General features: G+C 56.3%; 12 protein-coding genes. 9 read left to right on the plus strand and 3 right to left on the minus strand.

The features are described 5' to 3' along the window. Positions 1-9 precede the first annotated feature (9 nt). The 5 genes from B4U49_RS15010 to B4U49_RS15030 all read left to right on the plus strand — a co-directional run bounded on the left by B4U49_RS15010 (position 10) and on the right by B4U49_RS15030 (position 6,536). Positions 10-429, plus strand: a complete 420-nt coding sequence (locus B4U49_RS15010; protein WP_078085419.1) for a F0F1 ATP synthase subunit epsilon — start codon at positions 10-12, stop codon at positions 427-429. 385 nt (positions 430-814) lie between these two features. After that, positions 815-1,420, plus strand: a complete 606-nt coding sequence (locus tag B4U49_RS15015; protein ID WP_078085420.1) for a hypothetical protein — start codon at positions 815-817, stop codon at positions 1,418-1,420. After that, complete coding sequence (locus tag B4U49_RS15020; protein ID WP_078085421.1) at positions 1,420-3,873, plus strand: zinc metalloprotease; 2,454 nt, start codon at positions 1,420-1,422, stop codon at positions 3,871-3,873. Before B4U49_RS15015 ends, B4U49_RS15020 begins: the two co-directional genes overlap by 1 nt. 144 nt (positions 3,874-4,017) lie before the next feature. Then, positions 4,018-5,034, plus strand: coding sequence for a patatin-like phospholipase family protein (locus tag B4U49_RS15025; RefSeq protein ID WP_078085422.1), 1,017 nt, complete (start codon positions 4,018-4,020; stop codon positions 5,032-5,034). Then, positions 5,031-6,536: a tetratricopeptide repeat protein gene (locus B4U49_RS15030; RefSeq protein WP_078085423.1), complete on the plus strand. Its 1,506-nt coding sequence runs from the start codon at positions 5,031-5,033 to the stop codon at positions 6,534-6,536. Before B4U49_RS15025 ends, B4U49_RS15030 begins: the two co-directional genes overlap by 4 nt. A 67-nt stretch (positions 6,537-6,603) precedes the next feature. Here the strand turns inward: B4U49_RS15030 and B4U49_RS15035 are convergent, their stop codons facing one another. Both B4U49_RS15035 and B4U49_RS15040 read right to left on the minus strand, forming a co-directional pair. Next, a complete protein-coding gene (locus tag B4U49_RS15035; protein ID WP_204903057.1) occupies positions 6,604-7,701 on the minus strand; it encodes a class I SAM-dependent methyltransferase in 1,098 nt (365 codons plus the stop codon). A 322-nt stretch (positions 7,702-8,023) separates the two neighbouring features. After that, positions 8,024-11,350, minus strand: a complete 3,327-nt coding sequence (locus tag B4U49_RS15040; RefSeq protein WP_078085425.1) for an amidohydrolase family protein — start codon at positions 11,348-11,350, stop codon at positions 8,024-8,026. 269 nt (positions 11,351-11,619) lie between these two features. Here B4U49_RS15040 and B4U49_RS15045 point away from each other — a divergent pair, with 269 nt between their 5' ends. After that, positions 11,620-12,423 (plus strand): formate/nitrite transporter family protein, encoded by an 804-nt coding sequence (locus B4U49_RS15045; protein WP_078085426.1) that lies wholly within the window; start codon positions 11,620-11,622, stop codon positions 12,421-12,423. A 10-nt stretch (positions 12,424-12,433) separates the two neighbouring features. Here the strand turns inward: B4U49_RS15045 and B4U49_RS15050 are convergent, their stop codons facing one another. Further along, complete coding sequence (locus B4U49_RS15050; RefSeq protein ID WP_078085427.1) at positions 12,434-13,327, minus strand: cation diffusion facilitator family transporter; 894 nt, start codon at positions 13,325-13,327, stop codon at positions 12,434-12,436. Positions 13,328-13,674: 347 nt separating this feature from the next. Here B4U49_RS15050 and B4U49_RS15055 point away from each other — a divergent pair, with 347 nt between their 5' ends. From B4U49_RS15055 to glmU, 3 genes are all read left to right on the plus strand, one after another. Further along, the gene (locus B4U49_RS15055; protein WP_158078636.1) at positions 13,675-16,944 is read left to right on the plus strand and encodes a TonB-dependent receptor domain-containing protein; all 3,270 of its coding nucleotides are present in this window, start codon (positions 13,675-13,677) and stop codon (positions 16,942-16,944) included. A 90-nt stretch (positions 16,945-17,034) separates the two neighbouring features. Then, positions 17,035-18,987 (plus strand): alpha/beta hydrolase family protein, encoded by a 1,953-nt coding sequence (locus B4U49_RS15060; RefSeq protein WP_078085428.1) that lies wholly within the window; start codon positions 17,035-17,037, stop codon positions 18,985-18,987. A 164-nt stretch (positions 18,988-19,151) separates the two neighbouring features. After that, positions 19,152-20,513, plus strand: coding sequence for a bifunctional UDP-N-acetylglucosamine diphosphorylase/glucosamine-1-phosphate N-acetyltransferase GlmU (gene glmU, locus B4U49_RS15065; RefSeq protein WP_078085429.1), 1,362 nt, complete (start codon positions 19,152-19,154; stop codon positions 20,511-20,513). Positions 20,514-20,582 lie beyond the last annotated feature (69 nt).

Here is a 20,582-nt window from a genome sequence, read left to right on the forward strand (position 1 = left end):
GGTAGCCTTATGGCTATGACAGTACATTGCGACATCGTTAGCGCAGAGGAATCCCTCTTCTCCGGCCTGGTGAAGATGGTGATCGTTAGCGGCGTGGAAGGGGAACTCGGTATCTCCTACGGCCACGCGCAGCTGCTCACTCACCTCAAGCCGGGTCCGGTACGCATCATCAAGGACAATGGTGATGAAGAGGTGCTGTTCCTGAGCGGTGGCTACGCCGAAATCCAGCCGAACATGGTGACCATCCTCGCCGATATCGCCGAGCGCGAAATCGACGAAGAGGCAGCCAAAAAGGCACGCGAAGAGGCGGAGCACGCCCTGCGTAGTGCCCCGGCGGAGATCGACTACACCCGCGTTTCCGCGCAACTGGCCGAAGCCGAAGCGCGACTGCGCACCCTGCAGGCAATCCGCAGGGCGGCCGGCAAATAATTCCCGCCGCTGTGCAGGAATCGAAAAAAGCAGCTTCGGCTGCTTTTTTTTATTCCAGACCGACAAAACTTCACAAGGCTAGTAACTCCCGCCGCACATTCACTTTGTGCCCTGTGTCCCAAAAGATAAATCTGCTTTCCGGCGGAAATGTCACAGACCCGCCGTCCGACATCGTACGCGATCCCCCTCCCCTGGCCTGTAGCCCGCACTATCACTGCGATCACGTGTCCTTGAGGGAGTAAATGACCAAAATTGCCTAAGGCGTTTCTGTTACACAGTGTTACTCCGCGCCGAAAATACTTGTGATCTATTTGAAGGCCTGGCGTCGCTCTGCAGTACCGCTAGAGCGGCCCTGAAATAAAAATAACCCAGTCAGGAGGCCTCCATGCCACTCGCGAAAATGTTCTCGCGCATATCCCTACTGGCGACGCTGACGATAGCAGCCCTGCTGTCGGTTTCCGCGCACGCCATGAAAATCAAACAGCAAAACCTGGAACAGCTGGTTAGCACTTCCCAAAGCATCATCATGGGGCAGGTCACCAGCGTTACCGACGGCTTCCAGAACGGCGCGCCCTACACCGAGGTCACTATTCGTGTGGGCAGCGATGCCAAGGGTAAAGTCAAAGAAGACAGTGAATACACATTCCGCCAGTTCGGCCTGCTCAAGCCCCGCTCCATGGGTAACGGAAAAGTCTATCTGGGCGTGACCCCGGAAGGCTTTGCGAAGTGGCACGAAGGCGAGCAAGTCGTTGCATTCATGTACAAGAAAGCGGAAATGACCGGCTTCCAGACCACCACCGGTATGGCCCAGGGCAAATTTAACGTTAGCAACAACATGGTCACCAACGCGTTCAACAATCACGGCCTGTTCGAAGGTATGGACACGTCCAACCTGTCTGCCGAAGAGCAGAACATGATTACCAACCCGGGTTCCATGAGCGCCGCCACTTTTGTTGGACTGGTTGGGAAACTGGCTGAGGAGAGCAAATAATGAAAATGAAAAAGCTCAATATCGCGATGGCACTGGCGCTGGCATCTGCCGGTGCACAGGCTGGTGGTCCGCTGTATATCCACGAACCCACCATGCAACCGTACAAGTGGGATACCTCCAAGGGAGACATCCCGGTCTACACCGATGGCGGTCCCATGACTCCCACCGCAGACGGTGGCGAGGCACAGGCGTTTACCGTGAATTACGACGGCAATGTTTTCCTGAGCATCGAACAGGCGAACGCGGTCACCGCCAAGGCAATTGCCGAATGGTCGAACGTTGAAACCTCCACGCTGTCGATGACCATTCAGGGCACCATCGAAGAGCAGACCGGCATTGCCGACGTCAATGAAACCAACGTTGGTGAAATCTACGCGAAGGAAAATGGTTACGGCTTCTGGGTCAACTACGATACCGACGGCCAGATCCTCGAACAGTATTTCGGCGTGCCAAAAAACCAGGTGCTCGGTATTGCCTTCCCCGAGTGGGCGAATGAAGAGACCGGTGAAATCACCGAAGCCACCGCATTAATGAATGGCTGGTTTGTGGACATCAGTGATACCGAAGGCGAAAAAGTTGCCGGCGTGTTCACTCACGAATTCGGCCACGCGATGAACATGTCGCACTCCCAGGCCAACGGCCACTTCAGCTATATGGCTGCCGCTTACCGCCCGTACTACGACGGTGTACCAGGCTGTGACTCAACGACTCTGTTCAACGGATCGCAGCGTCCTTCCGAGGACACCATCGAAACCATGTTCCCGTTCATCAATGTGCGCGGCGAAGCGGGTCGACAGCAGGCGAGCATCAGTGTACGCGATGACATCGTCAACATTTCCGATCTGTACCCGACCGATGCCTACAAAACCCAGTACGGTTCCATCACCGGCAAGCTGTACCTGAAAGACGGCGTCAGCGAATACTCCGGCATCAATATGGTGGCGCGCAACATCGACAACCCGATGTATGACGTGATCACGCAGCAGTCCGGCAATATGACCCAGGGTATGGTTGGTCCGGACGGTACCTTCACCATCAATGGCCTGCAGCCGGGTGCACGGTACGTACTGTATACAGACACGATCAAGGCCGGCGGTTACCCCACTGCGCCGACTTCCATCGTATCCCAGTCCGAGTACTGGAATGACGGTGAGAGCACCAACCCCGGTGAAGACCGCGCGTGTAACTTCACCCCGATTACCGTACAGGCGGGTGAAACCAAGCAGGCCGATATGTACTTCAACGGCTACCAGGATGGGATCCAGTACACCCCACTGGTGCAGGCTTTTGTTACCGATCTGGCCAAAAACGGCAAGAAAGCATTCGGTACCGTGGGCAACGGCATTCCGTTTATCTACGACGCGGTACAGAAGACTTACTCCCTGCATCCGAACGTTGACCTGCGTACCAACGGCGGGCGCATGAACAAAAACGGAACCAAGGCGGTGACTACCGCAGATCTCGACGGCAACGGTATTCGCGAGCCGGTGATGTGGGATATTGCGAGTAACCAGTTGAAGCCGATGCAGGACCTGAACGGTAACACCTGTGGTGGCAGCGGTTCACTTGGCACCCAGGCGGCAGCCGTGTGGGATATGGATGACAACGGTGAAGTCATGGTCGGCCTCGGCTACAAAGACCTGGATGGCGATGGCAACTGCCAGAAGAACGGTGGTCATGAAATGGTGCCGGTCAAATGGGACAAGCACGGCAATATTGAAGAGCTTCCCTATGACCTGCCGGGCTATGTGCAGTGGGTGCGCGCGGACCGCGTTTCCGGCGATGGCAGCGTGATTACCGGTTCCAGCAGCTACAAGCAGGTTGCCTGGGTCAATGGTGAATTCCGCGACATCTACACCGAGTTCGGTGCCAAAAACAGCACAGCGATGACCCGCGATGGCGGTATCGTCGCGCTGGATACCGATTCCGGCTTGAAGTTGTGGAATACCGAGACCGACGAAGTCGAAAATCTCGGTGGCCTGACCTGGTGTGAGGATATGGACTACAACCATTTCTTCCTGGGCAACCTGTGTACCAATCCGATTTACGGACCGGAATTCGTGCAAAACAATTTCGGGCCGATTGCGATAATGCCAACGGATATGAATGACGACGGTACTGTCATCGTTGGTCGCGCCGGCGGCTTCTTCACCGGCTTTATCGGCGGTGTGTATCTGGATGGAATCGGCTGGATCAACACCCGCGACTTCTTTGCCAAGCAGGGTGTGGTTGAGGCCTCCCAGTTCCCGGTAGATAACCCGCTGGCGCTGAGTGGCGACGGTTCCGAGATGATGGGTAACCTGGCTGGTGCCACCATCACCTTCGATATCAATATGGACACGGCTTTTGTGTGCGAAAACGGTCAGGATCGCGAAGTTAGCTTCCCGAAACAACTGATCGCTGAGGTCAAGAATGGCGCCGAATTCGGCCGCTGTGCACACCTCGATGACTGATTGATGTCGGTCACCTGAAAAAAAGCCCGCCTTTCCGGCGGGCTTTTTTTGTGCCCGAACAAAGCAGCCAAGGCTGCTTTTTTGTTGTCTATATGGTTTGCTAGCCAGCGGAAAATATTCTCACCGGAATTTGGAGTCGAACGAGTGCATTCATCGGATCAACCGGTTATCGGTCTCGCCCTGGGCAGCGGCGCTGCCAAAGGATTTGCGCATATTGGCGTGCTGAAGGTACTGGATGAAATGGGGATTCGCCCCAGTGTTGTCGCCGGTACCTCTATGGGCGCATTTGTGGGCGCAGCCTACTCCGCCGGGTGCCTGGACAAGATGGAGGAATGGGTACGCCAACTGGATAACTGGAAAGTATTCTCCCTGCTGGATATCAACTGGTCACTCAGCGGTGGCGTGATCGGCGGTATCAAACCATTCCGCACATTCTTTGAAGACTTTGAATTCCGCAATATCGAGGAGCTTCCCCTGCCCTTCACTGCCGTGGCTACCGACCTGCACAGCGGGCAGGAAATCTGGCTACAGCAGGGCAACCTGCAGGACGCGGTCAGCGCCTCCTGCTCGATCCCGGGTCTGCTCTCCCCGAAATCCCTGGCCGGCCGCTGGTTGGTCGATGGTGCCGTGGTAAACCCTGTGCCGGTGGATGTGTGTCGCGCAATGGGGGCTACCACCGTGATCGCGGTAGATGTGACTGAAGATGCGTCTCCGCGCCGGGTTCGCGAACAGGGTGAGGTGCGTCGCGTGATCAGTGAGGGCTCTTCTTCACTGGAAGAGCTGGAACTCGAGGCAGAGCGCGAGCAGATCGCCGGCTCAGAACCGGAGGCTCACGAGCACAGCGAAGAACATGGTGTTGCCAATGGTTTTACCCGCCTGGTTGAACAGGGGCGCGAACAGTTGAATAGCCTGCGCTCTCGTCGGGAGGCGCGGGCGACGCCGCCCGGAATGTTCGACACCATGCGCCAGGCCATGGAAATCCTCGAGCGTCGCCACAAGCGTACGCGCATGATGGGATCGCCACCGGATGTACTGATCATGCCAAAAGTGGGTGGCATTGGCGGAAATGAGTACGCGCGCGCCGGAGAGGCGATTGAGCTGGGGGAAGCTGAAGCCTGTCGCTTGCGTACCTGGATTGAAGATATGGTGTACCGAAATTGAACCGTTTCATCCGCGCACTGGCAGCCGGTATCGCACTGCTTCTGCTCCATCCTGCTGCGAGCACTGCCGCGAATGGTGGCGGCGAATGGTTCGAATACCAGTCCGAAAACTTCACCGTCTACTCCGATGTGCCCGAGCGCCGGGTCAACGCTCTGATGCGGGACCTGGAGCGCTTTCGCCGCACAGCACTCGCCTTCACCGGGCTGGAAGAAATCCCCGAAAACCGCAACCTGCGAGTGTTCCACTTTCGCAATTCCAGCGAGTTCGAAAAATTTTCCGGCGACCGCAAAATCGCCGGCTTTTACCGGGAGACCTGGCGGGGACCCGTTATTTTTTCTCGCGATGGCGATCACGGTATCACCGGTTCTGGCCTGATCTTTCACGAGTATGTGCACCACCTGATGCGCGAGCACAGCGGAATGACCTATCCACGCTGGTACTCCGAGGGATTTTCCGAGTTGTTGGCGAGTGCGGAGCTGCGCAAGAACTCTGTGGTGGTTGGCGGAATTCCGGAGTGGCGGTTGAGCGCCTGGGCCAGCGAAGAACCCCTCACGATTGAGCAGCTCCTGCGTTCGCCAGAGATCAGCGGTATGGACGGGGCCGACAGCAGCCGTTACTGGAATAACTACTACGCCAGCGCCTGGCTGCTAACGCACTACCTGCAACTGGGGCATCATGCGGGACACCCGGATTACCGTGGCGCGAGCGAGAATTACTTAAAAGCGATCGCTGCCGGCGACGATCCGGTGGGCGTATTTGAAGCGCACTTCAATAAAAGTATCCGCGAAATACAGACGGAAGTGCGCGCGTATATGCGCGATGACATTCAGCGCCACAAGCTGGATATTGCCGCGTACACCTATTCCATCCCCCGTCGTGCACTCACCGATAACGAGCACCTGTTCCTGCTGGCAAGTGAGGCAATGGAATTTGATCGTCCCGAACTCGCGATCAACTACCTGGCTGCGAGTAAAAATCAGGGTATCGGCTGGCAGGAAAACCTGACCTTGATGGCAGTGATCAAAGCTGAGCAGAAAGACTATAAAGTGAGTGAAAAAATTGCCGATGAAATCGGCGAATACGGCCTGGTGAGCTATATCACTGCCGCGAACCTTGCGCGTTATTATCTACTGCGACTGCAGGCATTGAGCCTGACACGAGACTGGAGTGATGACTACTACGCAGCGGCAGAAAAATACGGAAAGATTGCTGTGCAGTCGGGGCCGGGTTATCTGCCCGGCTACCGCAGTTTGTGGACCGCGTATCAGTTAAAAGGAGAAAGCGACACGGCGTTGCAGATTATGCAGAGCGCCTATCACCAGGAGCCTAACCACCTGAACCTGAATGCGGCGATCGGTTTCTATCTCGCGCACCTGGGAAAGGATGCGTTGGCCCGAGAATATCTCGAGCGAGTGGTTGCCTGGAGCCATTCCGATCAGATGCGGACCCGCGCACAATCACTGTTACAGGAGGGCAAAAGTGCCCCCCTGATCGAAAAGTGAATAAATAGCCTCGCTGCAAGCGGGTCAATTTCTGACAGATTTCCCGCAAACGATTTAACGCTGAAGCTTAAAGCTTGGCTTCGATAATCAGGTTCGCCATAGATCGGGTCGCCACGCGCACATTACTGAAGCCCGCACTTTCCAGTACACCAGTGAGCCTTCCCGGACCTGCCTGTGCTCCGAGCGCAAGCCCGATTTTCTGAGACTTTGAGCAAGGGGTGCACAGGAAAGTGGATCCCGCATAGAACATTGCGCTGAGTGGGTTGAGATTGTTCTCCAGCTGATCCTCTGCCAGCGGCTCCACCAACAATACACTGCCATCGAATTTCAGGACGCCGTGGGCAGCCTGGGCGGCACCGACCGGATCGCCCATGTCGTGCAGGCAATCGAAGTAGCAGACAAGGTCAAACGGTCCTTCCGGCAGAGACTGTGCATTGGCAACGAGAAACTCCACCCGCTCGGCCACTCCGGCCTCTTCCGCTGCCTGCCTTGCAGCATCGATGGATTCCTCGTGATAGTCGACTCCGACAAAGTGTGACTCGGGAAAGGCCTGCGCGAGGATGATGGTGGAAGCGCCGTGGCCACAACCCACATCGAGAACCGCGCCCCCCGCGTTCAGTTTTTCGGTAATACCCGGTAGCTGCTTCAGCCAGTCATCCACGAGGAAGGTGTGATAACCCGGACGGAAAAACCGCTCGGTGCCGCGAAATAAACACTGGTGATGCTGGTGCCAGCCGAAACCGGCACCGGTTTGGAAAACCTTGGCAATGTCGTCCGCCGAGTGATACATGGTGCGAATTACGGAAGCCGCCGCAGCCATAAAAGCGGGCGAATTTTCGTCCGCCAGCACCGCGGCCCGCTCTGCCGGAAGTGTGAAGGTGCCTCTTTCAGGGTCGTAATCAAAATAGCCAATAGCTGCCATTCCACTGGCCCACTCGCGCACATAGCGGGCGTCCAGGTCTCGGCGGCGTGCCAGCTGTTCGGCGGTGGCCGGTCCCTCGGCCAGGGCCTTAAACAGCCCCAGCTGGTCGCCCACATAAACCAGGGCATGTGCGCTTGCCGCAGCCAGGTCACCGAGCACACGCCCGGCAAATTCTTCCACTTTTTCGAAATCGACAACGGGTGTTTGATTTCCGGATTCCATTTCCGGAGTGAGCGTTTCCATCGTGTGCGTCCTTTTTATAGAAAGTAGTCGGGAGGAAGGGGGGACTTCAACGAGATCAACGGCGGAGCTGCTCGTCCGATGAGCATCGATAGCTTCCGAGCCTACCCCAACTACTTCTCCGACTTACCGGCTGCGAGGTTAAAAAGTCATATGAATCGACGAGTAGTAAGGAGGAAGGCTCTAATCCAGAGTAAGTGGACGCAGGAGACGACAGAAGGCCAAAGAAAGGCGGGCCAGTAAAACCGGTTCGGAAAGCCATAAAAAAACCCGCGAAAGCTCGCGGGTTTTTTGTTTGGGTCGTAAACGATTGCGGATAGAGGAATCAGTGCACCCAGTGGTGGCGCTCTTGCTTCTCCTGAATGGCTTCGGCGGTGGGCGTCGGCATAGCGCTGACCGGTAACCGCTCGTGGAAGAACGCCAGGCGCTCATCGCCGTCCACCGTATTCATGGTCGCGGCGTCGAACACCTTGCCGTTGATTACAGTGTATTTGATGTTCTCGGACAGGCGCAGGTTTTCCAGCGGGTTGCCGTCCACCACGATGATGTCCGCCAGTTTGCCGGGTTCCAGGCTGCCCAGGTCTTTATCCATACCCAGGTAGCGGGCGCCGTCGATGGTGCCGGCACGGAAGGCTTCCCACGGGGTGAAACCGCCCTGCTCCATCATCCACAATTCCCAGTGGGCACCGAGGCCTTCGCGCTGGCCGTGGGCACCGATATGCACGGTAACGCCCTTGTCGCGCAGCTGCTTGGCGTGGTGGGCCACATTGAAATGGTTGTAGTGGTGATCCGGCGCGCGCTCGCGGCGGATGGAGCGCGGGTTCACGATAAAGTCCGGGGTGAAACGGGTCAGGCGCTCGTTTTTCCACACTTCGGTGTGGTCGTACCAGTAGTACTCACCGGTGAGGCCACCGTAGGCCACCACGAAGGTCGGCGTGTAACCCACCTGGGTCTGACCCCAAAGTTGCTGCACGTCGGAGTAGATATTGGCGATCGGCAGCGAGTGCTCCACGCCGGTGTGGCCGTCCACAATCATGTTCATGTTGTGCTGGTATTTGCCGCCACCTTCCGGCACCACCATGATGCCGTGCTTGCGGCCCGCTTCCAGTACCTGCTGGCGCTGTTCCCTTCTAGGCTGGTTGTAGCTTTTCACCGAGATAGCCCCCATTTCCTTCAGGCGGCTCACATGGAAATCAGCGTCTTCCAGGCTGTTGATCTTGGCCCGGTAGCCTGGGCCCTTGGCGCCGTAAAGGATGGTACCGGTGGAGTAGATGCGCGGGCCATTGATCACACCGGCCTTCTGCATTTCAGAAGCGGAAAAGATCTCGCTACTGTCGTTGGACGGGTCGTGAATGGTGGTGACACCGAATGCCAGGCTGGAATACAGGTTCCAGTTCTGCTGCGGGATGATCTCCTCGCGCCCCTGGGCGCCGTGGGCGTGAGCGTCGATCAGGCCGGGCAAAACAGTTTTGCCGGTGACATCGATACGCTGGGTGCCAACGGGAATTTCCACCTCACTGGTCGTGCCCACCGCAACAATGCGGTTGCCGCGGAACAGTACCACGCCGTTTTCGATCACTTCCTGCGCCTGTTCGGCATCGCGCATGGTCACCACGGTGCCGCCGGTCAGCGCCACCAGTTTGTCGGAGTGGGCGAATTTCTGCTTGAAGCCTAGGTCGATCCCTTCGCTCACCGGCTCCGGCAGCTGCTCGGGGGCGCCGGCGACAAAATCAAAGGCATCCTTCAAGGCGCGTTCATACAGTTTCGGACCATGGGCCCAGCCCAGGGTGTTGCTGTCGGCGGACCAGTGCAGGTTTTCGCCGGCGCGGGCTGAAACCTGGGTAACCTTCACCGCAGAGGCCTTGGGGCCGATGGACTCGGACTTGCCGGTGTGCATAAAGGGCGCAGCGTAAGCTTTGAAATCTTGGGTAAAGGCGACCCAGCGGCCGTCCGGGGACAGGCGGAAGGAGGTGATCTCGGCACCGTGTAGGTGTTCGCGCTCGTCCTTGCCGTTGGTGTCCACGCTCTTGAACACGCGTTTGCCACCATCGCCGTAAACGAACTCGGAGAAGTAAATGCGCTCACCGTCGGCGCCAAAGTGTGGCTCGTAGCCAGACTTGGCGACACGGCGCTGCCAGTCACCGTCGGCGTCGGCCAGATAGATGCCCGGTTCGAGGGAGTATTCCGGGCTCAGCAGGTAGCCGCCGGTAAAGCGGCGGAAGGTCACCTGCTCACCATCGGGAGAAAAGCTGGGCTCCACATACAGGCCCGGTTCTCTGGTGATGTTTTTGCCGCGGCCACTGCGCGCAGATACCACGCGGACCTGGCCGAGCTTTTCATCGTCCCAGCTCACATAGGTGATCTGTTTGCCGTCGCGGGACCAGCTGGGATAGAACTCGAAGTGGTCATCCTGGCGGGTCAGTCGGCGACGTTCGCCACTGTTCACGTCCTGAACGTAGATTTTGCCCAGGGCCTGGAAGGCGATCTGCTTGCCGTCCGGGGACTTCTGCGCCCAGCGGATCATCTTCACATCGAACTGCTCTGGTGCCACATCCACCGGGAAGCGCACCGCGTCCGCTACCTGTTTGTCGGTTTTGACGTGCGCGACGATTTCGCGCGCTCCTTTATCCAGGCTGCTGCCATCGGCGGCGATGCGCAGAAACTTGCCCTTGCTCCACACGATCAGGGATTTGCCGTCCGGCATCCAGTCGTACTGTACATAGTTGCCGTGGGAACCGAAGGTCTCCTGCAGATCGCGCTCCAGCTCGGAGTAGATCGGGGTTTCCAGGCCGGTGGTCAGGTCTTTCACGAACAGCGAGGTGTTGAAATCCTGGCGGCGGATAAACGCCAGTTTCTTGCCGTCCGGCGATGGCATCGGTGCGATGGAGCCGCCGGGGCCGGACACGAAGGTCTCGTCCTTGCCGTCATTCAGGTCGTAGCGGTTGATGGCAAAGATCTGCTGGGTGGAGTTTTTGTTGTAGTGCCACACGGTACCCGGCGTGGTATCGATGGTGTAGTAGATGTAGCGGCCGTCCGGGGAGAAGACGGCATCGGAGATATTCTTCTGCGCGATATCGCCGCCCAGGCGCGCCTTGATCTGGCGACCCTCACCACCGCCGTAGTGGTACATCCAGATTTCACCGGCGGGAATACTGCGGCCACTCATAAAGCCCTTGCGCGCCACCAGATACTGGCCGTCGGGGCTGAAGCTGGGGGCGTGCACCAGGTTTTCGCGCTCGGTAGTGAGCTGGCGCAGGTTTTCGCCATTGCGATCCATGATCCACACGTTGTCTGCGCCGTCGCGGTCGCTCACAAACACAATGGACTTGCCATCGGGGCTGAAGCGCGGCTGGGTGTTCCAGGCGATTTCGTTGGTGATAGCCCTGGCCTCACCACCGCTTACCGGCATTGCATAAATGTCGCCCAGCATATCGAAAATAATAGTTTTGCCGTCCGGGCTGATGTCCAGGTTGCTCCAGGTGGTCTCGCGGGTGTCCAGGGGGATGGACTTGAACTCGTACGGCGGTTTGTTGACGTCCCATTTGTCCGCTTCTTTTTTGGCGTCTTCTGCAGTGGCGGCCAACGGCAGGGTCAGAGCGAGGCCGGCGCCGCCGATCAGGCGCGCGAGCTGGCTGACTTTGGTTTTTATCATTCAGGGCTCCTGGATTACTGGAGTTGTCTTGGGTCGCGACAGCCGGGGTAGGCCGCGCTGTTTAAAAAATGACTGTTACGCCAAATTACCGCAACTGTGGCAAAAGACAACGAATCTGCGCCGAACAGGAGAAAAATCGGGATATCTGTACCTCACCGAACATTTGCCTGTTGGGCGCTTAGCGGGCGCGGCAACGCACCGCGGTGGGCGCTGACTAAACTGGGATAAAAGGTGCCGCAACCGGACACCTTCCCAGTTGCGGACCACCTATGAGCCACCACAAGGATCGAGCGCGCCCCAAGAGTGACCGTCAGATTCTCTCCGAGCAGATGGATGAGAGCCTGCGCGAGTATCAGCGCGACAATAAGGCGCTGATACTCTCGTCGATGTCTGCGGGCATGGAAATTGGTTTCAGCATCTTCCTGATCGCGGCCTTTTACAGCCACTTCCACGCCAGTATTTCCCACCAGCTGTTGTATCTGCTGGCGGCGCTGAGTTATCCGGTCGGCTTTATGCTGGTCATCATTGGCCGCTCAGATCTGTTCACCGAGCACACCACCCTCGCGATTCTGCCCGTGCTCGACGGCCGCAAGTCGGTACCGCAATTGTTGCGGGTCTGGGTGCTGATTTACGCTGGCAACCTGCTGGGCGCCGCCGTATTCAGCGCGCTGTTTGTCCAGTTTGTGGGGATGACCGATCGCTTCGATGAGTCGGTGTTTGGCTACTATGGACAAAAAATGACCGCCGATAGCATCAGCGGGCAGTTTCTGGGGGCGATATTTGCTGGGTGGCTAATGGGCCTGCTGGCGTGGATGGTGACCTCGTCTACCGAGACCATGAGCCGTATTGCCGCGGTGGCGATTATTACTTTTGTGATCGGTCTCGGCGGCTTGCCCCACTGTATTGCTGGTGCTGTCGGTATGTTCTGTGCCTGGTTTGCCAAGAGCACCACCGTGGGGTTTGTGGATGTACTGCAGTTTCTCGCGATAGCGACAGTTGGGAATACGATCGGTGGTTCAATATTTGTGGGACGGGTGAAGTACAGCTTTACCGCTCCGCGCAATGGCCAGTGAGACCGGGTTTTCAGCCGATGTACGAGGCGTCGGTGGTAAACACCACGTCAAACTCCTGCTCGGCGACAAATTCCGCCATACGCTCGGTGAGCTGTTCCCGCCAGGCATCCGCCTGCTCAATCCCCGCAGTGTAGTGCGCTTCGCTGAGCAAAATACGCGCATGCAAATAGACCGAGCGACCGGCCTTGGTGATGCTGAGAGACCAGTCTTCACCGGGGATATCGTACATGGCATCGCGAAATGCGCGCCGGATTTTCCGCTGTACCTCTATCGGCGGTGCGGCCAGCAGTACTTCCATTAGGTTGCGTACCAGTAGCCGTACCGGTACCGGCAACATGATGATCACCATGATGATGACCATCCAGGAATCTACATACGGTAACTGGTCCCCAAGCGCCTCTCCGAATAGCCAAATCAATGTAAACGCGAGCAGCACCAATCCACTGAGAATGCCATCCATCATCCAGGCAAATGAGTCCACTTCAATCAGCGTTGACCCGGTCTTTTTCGCAATTCGACGCAGGATTAAAAACACGGCAAGACAGCCGCTACTGGCGATAGCGGCGTAAATCGTCGCCCTTCCCGCGTCCAGCGTGCGTCCATCCTGATACAGAGCGGCAATCGCCGAGGATAGCGCCATCAGCATCACGCCGAGGATCACCATGCTCTGCAAGACGTTAAATGCAGGCTCGAAGCTGGCGTAACCAAACGGAAAGCGACGGTCTGCACGGCGACGAATTAGCCGGGAAACTGCCAGCATTAACAGCGACATGACGAAGCTGACCAGTGAGAAAACTCCATCTAGAAAGATCGCGGTAGATCCGGTCCAGTGGGCGAAACCAAATCCCAGTCCCGCCATGAACAGGCAACCCACAATTGATAGCCACAGGCCGCGTGTTTCCATCGTTCCAATGTTCCCGTTGCAAAGAGTCTCAGAGATAGGATCAGCGAAATTCTAGATGCGATTTCCATGCGCCATTCGGTACATCACGGGCTTGTATCAATTTCGGGCGTCCGACGTACAAAAGCCTGATGAGAGTAGCGGCGTAGTTATTAGTTTGGCGCTAAATTCAACATAATTAACTGGTTTTATCCTAATGACAGTAGGAAGTCGGGGAAAATTTAACTTTATGTCATAAATGTCTCATTTACCTTTGAGGAGGTGTGCCTGTCTGCTCGTTAGGCATCTGTAGAAATTCTTTTTTACGCTTTGACTAGAGCAAAAAAACAACCACTTTGGGGGGTTACCAATTGATAAAGCTCAACAACCTGTTAGGAAGCGCTTACTCGCCACTTAAGGCAAGTGTCTCCACTGCAGTGCTGGCAGCCGTTCTGTCACCTGTCGTGTTCGCACAGGAAAGCGAATCCGAGATCACTGAAACCAACGTAGAAATTAAAGAAGAGCAGACACCTGTCATTGTGGGGAGTGAAGATGACAGTGATGTTGAAGAAGTTGTCGTAACCGGCTCCCGCCTGAAGCGCGACACCTTCTCCAGCATCGCACCGCTGCAAATCATCGATGCCGAAGGTGCCCGTGAAGCCGGTGCAATCGATACCTCCACCATCCTGCAGAGCAGTGGCGCCGCTTCCGGTCAGCAGATCGACCTGACCTTCTCCGGCTACGTGCTCGACAACGGTCCGGGCGCCTCCACCGTAGACCTGCGTGGTCTGGGTGCTGGCCGTACCCTGGTACTGTTGAACGGTCGTCGCCTGTCACCGGCAGGTGTAGAAGGTGCACCGGTCGCGGCGGACCTGAATCTGATCCCGTCTTCCCTGGTACAGCAGTATGACCTGCTGCTGGACGGTGCATCCTCCATTTACGGTTCTGACGCCGTCGCCGGTGTGACCAACATCATCCTGAAGAAAGATTTCGACGGTTTTGATTTCGAAGTTTTTGGAACCGGTCCGCAACAGGATAATGGTGAAGAAACCACCATGAGCCTGAGCTGGGGTAAAAACTTTGACCGCGGCTTTGTCGGAATTGGTGCGGAATACTATGAAGCTCAGGCAGTTACTTTTGCCGACCGCAAATGGACCGCGGGATGCGAAAAGAATATGGAAATTGGCACCGACGGCAAGATCTATACTCAGGATGCCTATTACAGTGAAGTTTACGGTATGGACTTCTCTGATGGCTGTGCCCTGGGTTCTCTTGCGGGCCGCGTGTCTGTGCCATTCTCTGGAAGTATCTACTATACCCCGGGTAGCACCAACGGCGGTTGGGATGGTTTCTCTGAATCCAGCCTGTATGGTATCGGTGTAGACGGAAATGGTGATGGCGTCACAGATATCAATTTCCGTGACCACGACATCAACGGTCGTGACACATTTGCTCATTTGTTCCCGGAGCAGGAACGCACTAGTATCATGACCTTTGGTGAATACACCTTCGAAGGTGATATGAACCTGACGCCGTTCTTTGAAGCAAGTTACGCCAAGCGTGAAAACTATATCGATTCGGGCGCTTTCCAGCTGTTCCCCTCCGTACCCGGTACCAACCCGTTCAATATCTGTAACCCGGATGGCGTACGCGGTGTTGACTGTGGTCTGGCCTATGACGCGCTGTTGACCAATCCGGAATTTGCAGCACAGGTTGCTGCTGTTTACGGTGGAACTCCAGAGCAATTTGGTCTGCTTGAAGGCGCTATCGGTGCAGCCGGCACCCAGCCAATCGTATCTGTGCGCGGCGACCGCACCACTGCCGACGTGGAAGTGTCGCAGATGCGTTTCGTCACCGGTCTGCGCGGTGACCTGCCGATGCTGAATATCGGTTCCATGTCAGACTGGTCATTCGAGCTTTCTGGCTCCATCACCAAGTCCGACGGTAAATCCAGCCGCTACGGTATCCGCGGTGATCGACTGACCCAGTCTCTGGCTACTACCGTAGAAGATCCAAACAACCCGGGTACTTTCACCTGTGAGCCGCTGCCGGGCGAGTCTACCTGTGTGCCGATCGATATGTTTGCGGCTTCTCTGTACGAGGGTGTCATCGGCGATTTCGCTACCCAGGCGGAGCGCGATTACCTGTTTGATAGCCGGGACTTCGATACCTCCTACTACCAGACTATATTCTCTGCCTACGCAACCGGTACCGTTGCAACCCTGCCTGCGGGTGATTTGACGGTTGGCGTGGGTGCAGAGCTTCGCGACGACCGTATCAAGTCGCTGCCAGATGATATTGCCCGTGATGGCCTGTTCTTCGGTTACTTCTCTGATGGTGGTGCTTCTGGTAACAAGGACACCAAAGAAGCATTTGCGGAAGTGGAAATCCCGCTGCTGGCTGGCAAGTTCCTGGCTGAAGAGCTGACTACCAACGTGTCAGCCCGTTACACCAAGGACGAGTTCTACGGTGGTGCCTGGACCAATTCTGCCAAGATTGCCTACCGTCCTGTGGAATCTCTGCTGCTGCGTTCAACTTACGGTACCTCTTACCGTGCGCCGAACCTGCGTGAAAACTTCCTGATGAATCAGACCGGGTTCAATAACATCTTTGACCCGTGCATGATTCCGGATGCTGCCCTGGATCCGATCAGTGGCGGCTATAACCCGGCACTGGATAACCGTGCCCCAGAAGTGCTGTCCAACTGTCTTGCCAACGGTGTCGATCCGACAACCCTCGAAAACGGTGGCTTTAACACATACAGTGTGGAAGTGGCTCGCGGTGGTAACCTGGATCTGGAAGAAGAAACTTCTGAATCCTTCACTTTTGGTTTCTCATTCGAGCAGCCATTCTTCGAAAGTTTCGGTCTGACTCTGGGTATGACCTATTACGAAATCGATATCGAAAACTCGATCATCGAACCGTCCGCCCAGTTCTTGGTCAATGACTGCTACAACAACCCGAACGGTAACAGCGCGTTCTGCACCATGTTCTCTCGTGATGCTGAAGGTTTCTTGGACAACATCGACGCGGCATTTGTTAACCGTGATAACGAAGTGGCCCGTGGTTTCGACTACAACATCCGTTACGAGCAGCCCGTTACCATATTCGGCGCGCCCGTGGATCTGTCCGCGAACCTGACCTTCAACCGTGTTATGGAACGCACTCTGACCTATGTGGCTGACGACGGTACTCCGGACGTCGAGCGTTATCAGGGCACCTTCGGCTTCCCCGAGTGGAACGGTCGTGGTGAATTCCGCGTTGAATACGACAAGTACCGCTTTACCTGGACTACCCAGTACCTGGGTGCTGTAGAGCAGGCGGATGAGTACATTGACGAGTTCAGTGATATCTACGACACCAATGGAACCGGCGTATTTTCCGATACCTGTATCGGTGCTGCGAACGGTGGCGTTGATTGTCGCGACGTCGGTTTTGCCGATGACTATATGATTCACCATGCATCTCTGTACTATTACGCAGATACCTGGACGGCCGGTCTCGGTGTACGGAATGTGTTCAATGAAGCACCTCCGCAAGTAGATGGCAGTGAAATTACTGCGGTCAACAACACGCCGATCGGATACGGCTACGATCTGCAGGGTCGCACCCTGTTCATGAACCTTCAGAAGAACTTCTGATCGCTCACAGGTTGGAAAAAGCCCGCAGTTACTGCGGGCTTTTTTTTCCAAGGAAATTAGGTAATAGCAGGAAAACTAGCGGAATTTGAAATGAAAATAATCAAAGGTCTGGCCGTGGTGCTGGCGATGATCGTCGCAACACAGGTGATCGCCAAAGAAGCCAAGCCCTATCCCCTGGATTACTGGGCACTGCGCGATGTGATCAGTAATGTCTCTATCTCTCCAGATGGCAAACATCTGGCTCTGTTGAAAATCCCTACCAAAGATGGCGACCCGATTATCGAAGTCTACCCAGCCGGGGATCTGGAAGCAGAACCCTATCGCATCAACTCTGACCCGATGGAAATTCAGCAGTTTTTCTGGTTGAGCAACGATGTGATTGGCATGCAGTTGCGCCAGAAAGTGCGCGACAAGATCGAGGGGTTCAACGAGGGTGTTTACGAATATCTTCTCGCTTCAGTGGATATCAAACGCAAGAAGCTGAAAAAGTATGATCAGGCCGGTGCCGAGCTGGATCACCCTCTGCCCAACAACGATCGCCGGATTATTTTCTCCTACCTGCCTGGTGGTGAGAAAAGCCGAATCGCTGCGGCATTCCGCCCACGCACCTATTACGAACTAGATCTGAAAAGCGGCGCCAAGAAGCTGCTGTTGCGCGGTAAGTTGGCAATGGGACAGGTCGAGTTTGATGAGGACGGCAACCCTTGGTTGGCTAGAGGATTCGATGTCGCCAAAGGCGAGTACGTCTGGTACGAACGTATCACCGACAAAAAGCGCTGGACCGAGTTCAAGCGCATGAGTGAAGACAGCTTCGAGACGTTTTCGGTGCAGGGTTTTGATACCCAGAAGCCGAACATTTTCTTTGTCACTGCCAATAATGGCAATGACAAGGTTGGCCTGTGGGAGTTCGACGTCAAAGCGAAAAAATTTGGTGAGTTGGTTTATCTCCGCACCGATGTAGACGTCAGTGGCGTGCGCAAGCATAGCAACAGCTGGGAAAACCGCGACCAGATTTCCGGTGTTGTCTACGCCGAAAAAAATGTCGAAGTGGAGTACTTTGATGAAGTGGAAATGGCGACCCAGCGACAGCTGGAGCAGGTCATTCCCAACGCACACTACCTGCGGATTAACAGCCGCTCCCGCGACGGCGCGAGCATGACTATCTACAATGTTGGCCCCCGCGATCCCGGCAGCTACTACTTGCTGCACAAGGGCAAGCTAACAAAAGTTGGTAGCCGTCAGCCGCTGTTGGAGCCGGAGAAACTCGCCGATGTGCGCTACATCAAATACAAATCCCGCGACGGCCGTACCATCCCTGCCTATCTGACGGTACCCAATGGCGAACCACCCTTCCCGGCTATTGTGCTGCCACACGGTGGTCCATTTGTATCAGAACTGGTGATCTACGACGAGTGGGCGCAATTCCTGGCTAACAATGGATACCTGGTTCTGCAGCCCCAGTACCGCGGCTCAAAAGGTCTGGGCCTTGACCACTACACCTCCGCCTTCAAAGATGGTGGTCAGGGTGGCTATAAAATGCAGGACGATAAAGATGATGGCATGCTTTATCTGGTGGAGCAGGGCTTGGCAGAAAAGGATCGTCTCGCCATGTTTGGCTGGTCTTACGGTGGTTACGCCGCCCTGGTGGCCGCTGCTCGGGAAAAGCAGATTTATCAGTGCGTGATAGCGGGTGCAGCGGTATCCGACAATCAGATGCAGGTGAACTACTACCGTGATCGTCTACGTGGTGCTGGCAAGATCGAACAGCTGGGTATGTGGGATGACAGTATTTCCCCTATCGAGCAGGCGGAAAACGTGAATGTCCCAATCCTGTTGATTCATGGCAGTGTTGACCAGCGGGTGCCGCCGGAACATGCGGAACGCTACCGCAAGGCGTTGGATAAGAGCGGCAAGGTATACAAGTACGTAGAGCTGGATGGCGCCGACCACTTCAGCAACACCCTGTTTTACGATCACCAGAAGACCCTTTACCAGTCCATGATTTCTTATTTGCAAGAAGATTGTGGCGAGGGTGGTCTGTAAGTCTCTCGCTTAAGCCACGGAAGCTTTCGCTTGAAAAACCCGGCCACAGGCCGGGTTTTTTGTGTTCGGTTGCTTCCTGCTTCCTTGAGTTTGCCGAGACTTACCCACAGAATTGCCGCCAATTTCCTATCTTATAGTTTGAAATCGAGTTTTCGGGCCACCCCATGACCATAGATGTAGTTATCCTCGCCGCCGGTAAAGGCACCCGTATGCGCTCCGACCTTCCCAAGGTGCTGCACCCTATTGCTGGTGTGCCGATGTTGGGACGGGTGATTGATACTGCGAAATCGCTCGGGGATGTGGCAATTACTGTGGTCATTGGCCACGGTGCCGAACTGGTACGCGAGCGTTTTGCCGACAGCGGCGTGCAGTTTGTCGAACAGTCGGAACAGCTCGGTACCGGCCACGCGGTGGCGCAGGCGATTCCGAATTTCCGCACCGGTAGCACCGTACTGGTGCTGTACGGGGATGTGCCGCTGGTGAAAGCCACGACTCTGCAGCACCTGCTCAAGGCCTCCAGCAGCGGTCCCGCACTACTGTCAGTTGTGATGGATGATCCCAGTGGTTACGGTCGTATTGTCCGTGATGAGAGCGACAAGGTGCTGGCGATTGTCGAGCAGAAAGATGCTGATGCAGAGACCCTCAGGATCACCGAAATCAACAGCGGGATCCTCGCTGCTCCCGCCGATTTGCTCACCCAGTGGCTACCGGAGCTGTCCAACGACAATGCCCAGGGTGAGTACTACCTGACCGATGTGATTGCCCGCTCGGTAAGCGAGAACATAGACGTTATTGGCGTGATCGCCGACGATCCCGACGAAGTCGCCGGTGTTAATAGCCGCGCCCAGCAAGCGGAGCTGGAGCGCGCACTGCAGCGGGAGCTAGCCGAGGCGCTGATGGTGTCCGGTGTGACCTTGCTGGATCCGGCGCGGATCGATATCCGCGGCCAGCTGGAATGCGACAGCGATGTAAGTATTGATATCAACTGCATCTTCGAGGGCCGGGTGAAGCTCGGCGCCGGTGTCAAAATCGGCCCCAACTGCCTGCTGAAGAACTGCGAACTGGCGGCGGGCACGGTGCTGGAGGCCAACTCGATTGTTGAGGATGCGATGGTGGGCGAGGCTTGTACCGTGGGCCCGTTTGCGCGGCTGCGCCCGGGTACCGAGCTGGCCAACGGGGCCAAGGTGGGCAATTTCGTCGAGACCAAGAAAGCGAAAATCGGTCTCGGCAGCAAGGTAAACCACCTCTCCTACATCGGCGACGCGGAGGTCGGTGAAGGCGTCAATATTGGTGCCGGCACCATTACCTGCAACTACGACGGCGTGAATAAATCCAAGACTGTGATCGGCGACGGTGCCTTTATCGGCTCCAACTCCGCCCTGGTCGCGCCGGTTGAAATCGGTGCCGGTGCCACTGTGGGTGCCGGCTCCACCATCACCCGCGAAGTGAGCGCTGACGAACTGGCCGTGGCCCGTGGTAAGCAGCGCAATATCAGTGGCTGGCAGCGCCCTACCAAGAAAAATTAAGCTCGCAAAATGGGTTCTGAAGCTGGCCCGGTGGCGGTGGAGCACTGGGTGCGGCTTTTCAGGACCGCT

It is taken from the genome of Microbulbifer mangrovi, from assembly GCF_002009015.1.
Taxonomy (GTDB): domain Bacteria; phylum Pseudomonadota; class Gammaproteobacteria; order Pseudomonadales; family Cellvibrionaceae; genus Microbulbifer; species Microbulbifer mangrovi.